General features: G+C 43.9%; 6 protein-coding genes. 4 read left to right on the top strand and 2 right to left on the bottom strand.

What is annotated here, in order from left to right; translation table 11 throughout:
* The 3 genes from ABES02_RS29500 to ABES02_RS29510 form a co-directional block, all read left to right on the top strand.
* Window positions 1-1,218: OmpL47-type beta-barrel domain-containing protein (locus ABES02_RS29500; protein WP_430141552.1), on the top strand; the 1,218-nt coding region annotated here is incomplete at its 5' end.
* Between the two features lie 421 nt (window positions 1,219-1,639).
* A complete protein-coding gene (gene thyX, locus ABES02_RS29505) occupies window positions 1,640-2,365 on the top strand; it encodes an FAD-dependent thymidylate synthase (RefSeq protein ID WP_430141554.1) in 726 nt (241 codons plus the stop codon).
* 107 nt (window positions 2,366-2,472) lie between these two features.
* Window positions 2,473-3,962, top strand: a protein-coding gene (locus tag ABES02_RS29510) for an IS3 family transposase (RefSeq protein WP_430141556.1) whose coding sequence is annotated in 2 segments (ribosomal slippage) — window positions 2,473-3,103 and window positions 3,103-3,962 — 1,491 coding nt in all. Because the reading frame shifts where the segments join, the coding sequence is not laid out codon by codon here.
* Window positions 3,963-4,054: 92 nt separating this feature from the next.
* On the opposite strand, the gene ABES02_RS29515 is transcribed toward ABES02_RS29510, so the two are convergent.
* The gene (locus ABES02_RS29515; protein ID WP_430141558.1) at window positions 4,055-5,062 is read right to left on the bottom strand and encodes a hypothetical protein; all 1,008 of its coding nucleotides are present in this window, start codon (window positions 5,060-5,062) and stop codon (window positions 4,055-4,057) included.
* Window positions 5,063-5,323: 261 nt separating this feature from the next.
* On the opposite strand from ABES02_RS29515, the gene ABES02_RS29520 reads away from it, so the two are divergent.
* Window positions 5,324-6,181 carry a helix-turn-helix domain-containing protein gene (locus tag ABES02_RS29520; RefSeq protein WP_430141559.1) on the top strand — a complete coding sequence of 286 codons (858 nt, stop codon included), beginning with the start codon at window positions 5,324-5,326 and terminating at the stop codon, window positions 6,179-6,181.
* Here the strand turns inward: ABES02_RS29520 and ABES02_RS29525 are convergent.
* Window positions 6,173-6,445 carry a hypothetical protein gene (locus ABES02_RS29525; protein WP_430141561.1) on the bottom strand — a complete coding sequence of 91 codons (273 nt, stop codon included), beginning with the start codon at window positions 6,443-6,445 and terminating at the stop codon, window positions 6,173-6,175. The genes ABES02_RS29520 and ABES02_RS29525 overlap by 9 nt on opposite strands.
* Window positions 6,446-6,574: the final 129 nt, after the last annotated feature.

Raw genomic sequence — 6,574 nt, forward strand, 5'->3', positions numbered from 1 at the left:
ACGTACATGCGGAGACCGGACTATTATGCGGCGTTTAATGCGGGTCCGCGAAAGTCGAATACGCAATCGTTCGGTCTTGGACTTCTGTGGCATCCAAAAGGCGGCATCATGCTGTCCAGCCAGACGGAAGATTCGTCGTCATCATCGAACCGCGGATTGTCGTGGGGGACGAAGAAGTCAACGGCCGGCCGGGTATACGAGAACGGGAACGTGCTGCCGACATATAAGATCAACGGGCAGCCGATTCAACCGACTGTCGGACATGGTGATATTGCCCAGGGGAATATGGAAGTTCAGTACAACCTGGGGAATAACGGGACAAAAACCGTTACGTTCCTCGAGAACGGCATCTCGGTACAAGTCAATCACCAGGATGAATTTGTGGAGTACTTGCCGTTAATGATAGGGCCGGAAGATAGCGTAACGGTGGACAGCGGAACCGTCAAGGTCGTCCGCGGAAATGCGGTGCTGGAAATCGTCTTCGATAGCGGGGCGGAAGCCAATCTCGTGAGGAAAAGCTACCGTATTTACGACTACCGCATGCATATGCTGACGCTGCAGACGAGCGGCTCGTTGTCCTACACGATGACACTGTCCGCGATCCAACCGGACATGGCTGCACCGATGACGAGGGCTTCCATCGAACCCGGGGAGCCTGATGGCGATAGCGGCTGGTACACGACCGACGTCATGGTGACGTTGGACGCTTCTGACAACTTGTCCGGTGTGGTACGCACGGAATACCGCCTGAACGGCGGGGAGTGGAAGACGTACGGAGGCGCCATCGCCGTCGCCTCCGAAGGGACCAACACGCTTGAATACCGCAGCATAGACCGGGCGGGAAATATGGAGGAGACGCACAGCGTTGCTCTGCTGATCGACAAGACGGCTCCGACAATTAACATCGTGCCGGATCGGCCGGAGCTTTGGCCGCCCAACGGCACGATGGTACCGATCAAGATGACGGTGAACGCGGCTGACGGTATATCCGGCATTAGATCGGTCACGCTTGATTCTATCGTATGCAACGAGCTAGACCCCGAATGTATGGCAGAAGCGGAATACGGAAAATACGATACGGAGTTTCTGCTTAAAGCCGAAAGATCCGGGGGTGGACCGGGGCGCGTTTATACGATCACCTATACGGCTTCTGACAAGGCGGGACATGTGACGACCGGCACGTCCACCGTCACGGTTCCGCACGATAGAGGGAAATAATATTCGCGAACGGGAAAAAGGAGCAAGTTGCGGAATCCATCCGTCGCCCTTGAGACCGCTCATATAAGCGATAGGCTATTGAATGTAACGACTAGTCCAATACGACTTTAATATTCACCTAAAAATCCGCTGTGTTTAGCATTGAATTTGTTTGTGTGTGGGATTTAAAATTGAGGCGTCTAGTTGAAATAAATAATGGAAAAAAATAGCTGAAGTGGTTAATAATTTTCTAAGATTGAGTAGAACATAAGCACCATTGGGTTAAGCTAAACGGATACGATAGATTAACGAAGCAAGGTGCAGATTGCCGCTGCAGCTGCTCCTTGTTTTATTAAGCTATTGGGAGGAAAATTCAGTTTAACCTTTGCAGGAAATAGCAGCCTAATGAAGAAATTGGTAATATCATAAAGGGGGAAAGTAGATGTCATTTGTAAAAGTGCTTAATGAAGGTTACGTACGGCTTGTAGATCACATGGGATCCGATTTAACCGTTGTTAATGCTGCCCGTGTCTCATATGCCAAGGAGTCGTTAGAGCTTAGCGAGCGAGATATAAAACTCATTAAATTTCTGGCTCGTGAAGGCCATACATCACCTTTTCGTCATGCTATCGCACAATTTGAGGTGTACGCACCACTGATGGTCGCTAGACAGTGGTGGAAGTATGTAGTTGGTTCGGCTCATTATGAAGGCACAGGCGATAGTTTAGATGCCTGGAACGAATCGAGTCGCCGGTACATAACCGAAGAACCAGTATTCTATACCCCAAAAGCGGATGAATGGAGATCAAAACCCGAGAACTCCAAACAGGGCAGTGGAGGCATAATTTCCTGGGAACTTGGTGAGAAACATACACAGGAATTGTTGGAATATATCGAGCTAGGAATGAAAAAGTATGAGCAGGCATTAGCAGATGGAATTTGTGCTGAGCAAGCTCGACTGTTTTTACCCTCATATGGAATGTACGTCCGATGGTATTGGACCGCCTCCGTTCAATCGGTTGCCCATTTCTTGGTACAACGATTAGAGCATGATGCTCAAAAAGAAATTCAGGACTACGCAAAAGCCGTCTTAGAACTAATCAAATCAATTTACCCAATCTCTCTTGAACAATTAGTTTCTAAAGAAACAACTGGAACATTGACCTAACGGATACGTTAATTGAATAAAACAGCGGCAGTCTAGGACTGATATGCTCCCCATACGGTAGACAGGTGAAATAATAAAAAGCCTGCTACTGTGAGGGGAGCTTTTTCATGTCTAGAGGAAAATATAATGCTTTGGAGAAACTCGCCATTCTCGAAGAAGTATCGAATGGGGAAATTGGTTTTCTGGCAGCTGCGAAGAAATATGGGATTAACAAGACGACTTTAATGAAATGGCAGCGTCGGTACAAAACGTATGGATATGAAGGGCTGGAGCGCCGTACGCATCTTCAAAGCTACAGTGCTGAGCTTAAGCTCCAAGCGGTGAAGGATTACCTTGCGGGGGGATTGTCTCAGTACCAGATCATCGATAAATACAAGATTGCTAGTACGAGACAGCTTTTCAATTGGATTAACAAGTATAATGGTCATAGCAGCTTAAAAGCCTATAAAGGGGAAGCAAAAGCTATGACAAAAGGTCGCTCTACGACTTGGCAAGAACGGATCGAGATTGTCCAGTATTGCCTGACCAATCAACATGATTACCAAAAGACAGCGGGACAGTTTCAGGTCTCCTACCAGCAAGTATATCAATGGGTGAAGAAGTTCGAAGATGGCGGTCAGGATGCGTTAAAGGATGGCCGAGGGAGAAAGAAAGCTTCAAAAGAGTTAACGGAGGCCGATCAACAGAAACTCAAGATGAAGAAGATGGAGTACGAAATTGAGCGACTTCGGGCGGAAAATGCATTCTTAAAAAAGTTAGAGGAACTCGAAAGAAGGTGACGCTAAATCAAACACGACAGGAAATGATTTACCTTGCCATCCAAGCACTTCAAAAGGATGCATCAATTAGCGTTCAACTTCTATGCGAAATTGCAGGAATTGCGCGCTCAAGCTATTACAAGTGGCTAAATCGCATGGAGCGCACCTTTGGATACCGTCAATTAACCCTGCATATGCGAAAACAAACCAGAAAAACCATTAACCATAAGCGCGTAGAGCGGTTAATGAAGGTAATGGGAATCCAGTCTGTTATCCGGAGAAAGAAAAAGAAGTACACGAACGCCACGCCGCAGCAGGTGGCGGAGAACCTACTAAACCGTAAATTCCATGCTGATGCTCCGAATGAAAAGTGGCTCACCGATGTAACGGAATTCAAGTACGGCAATGGTCAGAAAGCGTATTTGAGCGCTATTCTCGATCTTCATGATAAATCCATCGTCTCCTATGTATTAGGGCGTTCCAATAACAATCCACTTGTATTCCAGACGTTGAACCTGGCCTTGCAAGCAGCTCCAGAAAGCAGCCCTATGCTTCACAGCGATCGAGGCTACCAATACACCTCCTTGGGCTTTAAGAAACTCTTAGATGACAACAAAATGATTCAAAGTATGTCCCGTGTTGGGCGGTGCATCGATAACGGTCCAATGGAATCTTTCTGGGGGACCTTGAAATGTGAGAAGTATTATTTGCACACGTACCATACTTTTGAGGAGCTTAAGAGGGACATTGAGGCCTACATCCACTTTTACAATAATGAACGGTTACAAGCAAAACTAAACGGCCTCAGTCCGATGGAATTTAGGACCAAGGCCGCTTAATTGATTTTTATTATTTGTACTGTCTACTTGACGGGGTGCAGTTCAGTTCTAGACTGCCGCTGTCGTTTTGAAGCCAAAAAAAATGGCTCATTTTAACTGATACTGATCGTAACACGTAGAAGCCCTTTCATATGGGTAAAGAATCGCACCATGGTTTTCAAATCCTGTAATAATTCAAAAAACGTGCAAGACCCGCTGAAGCGATATACTATTTTTTCTTCCTCTCTACTGGATTCATTATAAAACAAAACATTCTTGGTTTCATTAAAGCTATTAACGTCTTTAAAGTATTTTTTTGGTTTCAAGTCCCTAATCATTGGTAGTTTCATATGCTCAAATGAAGCAAGTAGCCCCTGTGCTTCGAATGATGGAGAAGGCAGCAAATCATTAGGGAATTCATAATTAGATATCCAGTATGCAAGCGCAGTAACTTGTTTTTTCTCCGGTTGTGGTCTTGAATTGTTAGGGGCCAATAAATGGTGTTGTTCATGGTCAATAGAAGAAATTTTACTTAACCCAATCTCAATTTGGTACTGTCCCTCTTTCATCTCCAGCGAATCATGAACAGATTCAAGTAAACCAAGCAAAGCATATAAACCTCTTGTATTTAAAGAACATGAATGTAATGAATTAATTGGATATTCATAATTAGTCATCCAGTGAGCAAGGCCTGAAAGCTTGTCTGGTATCGATTTAAAAATGCGATCTAATATATCTTGACGTGCCTTTACCTCCGGGTCTGAGAGCTTCGTTATATCGACATCGACTTGATACTCGCTTTTCGTCATGTCAAGTGAATCATGAAACATGTTGAGCAGACGGATTAACTCATGACTCTCCATGACTTCTTCAACGCACGTCAAGAGGCTGCCTATGGGAATAGATATTCTTTTCTTATCTACGAGGGCCTTTTTTCTTTGTTGGATTTCTGGTAAATTTAAGCCCCATCTTTTGGTATATCTATAATAAGTAGCGATGCTGATTTCCCAAATGTTACACAAATGTTTTAATTGAAAAATAGTCAGTAAATGTGCCAAGATATCCTGTTTCTCCTCAACAGGCATTTCGTCAATCAAATAAATACTCGGGATCGGTATCATTAACCTCCTCCTATTCTAGTCTGGAAAACCAAAAAATTTTCAAAAATGAACTCCAGTTAATGAGACCCTCTGATGACGTCATCAGGTGTCCCATCATGCATAATCCATAAATCGTTGTTAATAGCATCATTGTACATAAACACGATCGTTGATGTTATTTTAATTCAATCTTTTCAATAAAAGTATAAACTTGATTGTTGAAAAATAGCACTGTATTGTTATATTTATTGGCGCAAGTGTTTATGAGGAGGAATGGGTGTATTGCCGTTCACAGACGATATATTACAAAATAAGCAATTCCGATTTAAATACAGACATTTATCTGCAGTAAGCTTTAAAGATACCTATCATTATCATCGAGGGATCGAAATTTTATTTGTACATCGAGGTAAAGGACATTTAGTTATAAACCGCAAGATGTACCCTTTGGACTCAGGATGCATTATTTTTATCCAACCTTTTCAGCTTCACCGAGTGCATTTTGAGGTCAGCGATCAATCACCGTATGAACGCTCAGTACTGATCTTTGAACCTACATCTTTCGTTCCTTTTTTAATGATGTTTCCACAGATTCATCGTTTTTTTGAACATATGTGGAAGGACGAGCTCTATAATCAGGTATTCCATATGAACGATGAGGATACCTATATCTCCGCCATACTTGAGCGCTTCCATAAGAAGATTCCTAACCGGAATGCAAGTAATGAGGTCGATATTGCAGCACCTTTGCTAATCAATATTCTGGATTACCTTGAATCCATAACTGAGGACAACTCTTTTCAAAGAACCCCACGTAAGGAAAGTCATGCAGAAAAAGTATTACAGTGGGTGGAAGAGCATTATAGCGAGCCCTTCGACCTGGATCGGTTAGCGAAGGAACTCCATCTGTCAAAGCATCATCTCTCCCATTTATTTCGTAAAAAAACTGGGAGCAGCATAACCGACTATTTAATCGCTCGAAGAATCAGGCAAGCTTGTTGGCTCTTAGAGACTGATTCTATATCCATACAACACGTTTGTTCGATCGTCGGAATACCCAATTTATCGTACTTCTGTCGTATATTCAAAAAAGTCACCGGGCTTACACCGAATCGGTACCGTAATAGTCATCTAAAGTAAATTGTATCTTTTATATACAGGGACAAGTTCTTGTCTCACGTCTACAAAAGGGTCAAGCTCTTGTCGTTCGTCCGCGATAAGAACTTGTCCGAATGCAAGCAAAAACCCGCATTCTATGCGGGTTTGAATCGGCTGTTCTTGTCGTCCGACACATATAACGGCACTCGGAAGCTGTCGGGTGTCCAGCGACACAAACATTTGCACTTGAAAATGCAAGCCGTGATGGCCGACATTGATTGCACTGCAGAGGATTTGCAGCCTCACACACCGTTTCTTATACCTGTCGTTGCCACAGTTCCTCTGAAGTATTATTCGCGTTTTTTTATTTTGCTCATCGCCCTCTCATCTCGTTGACCAGCCGTTGCATCGCGTTCTTCATGTCCGCCGGCGGAA

It is taken from the genome of Neobacillus pocheonensis, assembly GCF_050477905.1.
GTDB classification, from domain to species: domain Bacteria; phylum Bacillota; class Bacilli; order Bacillales; family Cytobacillaceae; genus Neobacillus; species Neobacillus pocheonensis_A.

Excerpts from the sequence above, each read along its gene's own strand:
- ABES02_RS29515 (WP_430141558.1), bottom strand. The coding sequence starts at position 5,062 with ATGATACCGATCCCGAGTATTTATTTGATTGACGAAATGCCTGTTGAG.
- thyX (WP_430141554.1), top strand. The coding sequence starts at position 1,640 with ATGTCATTTGTAAAAGTGCTTAATGAAGGTTACGTACGGCTTGTAGAT.